A 240-nucleotide genomic window follows, 5' to 3' on the forward strand; every position below is an offset into this window, starting at 1 on the left:
CCGCCGGCCGAGCCGCTCACGAGTGCGCCGGCCCGCCGGGCCCGCAGTCCCGGAAGGACGGCCTTGATCATGGCCACCGGGCCGAACCCGTTGGTGTCGAACAACGTCCGGACGGCGCCGTCGTCGCCCTCTTCGATTGCGGCGCGGTAGCCGGAGCCGGCGTTGTTGACGAGGACATCGACGACACCCAAACGTTCCTCGGCCTCCTTAACTGCGGCGTCAAGCTGCGACTCTTCGGTG

General features: G+C 69.6%; 1 protein-coding gene. It reads right to left on the minus strand.

Annotated elements, in window-relative coordinates:
• Positions 1-240 (minus strand): SDR family NAD(P)-dependent oxidoreductase (locus N7568_RS25180; RefSeq protein ID WP_261612357.1); only part of this gene is annotated, 240 nt, incomplete at both ends.

The organism is Paenarthrobacter aurescens (assembly GCF_025421775.1).
Classification (GTDB): Bacteria; Actinomycetota; Actinomycetes; order Actinomycetales; family Micrococcaceae; genus Arthrobacter; species Arthrobacter aurescens_B.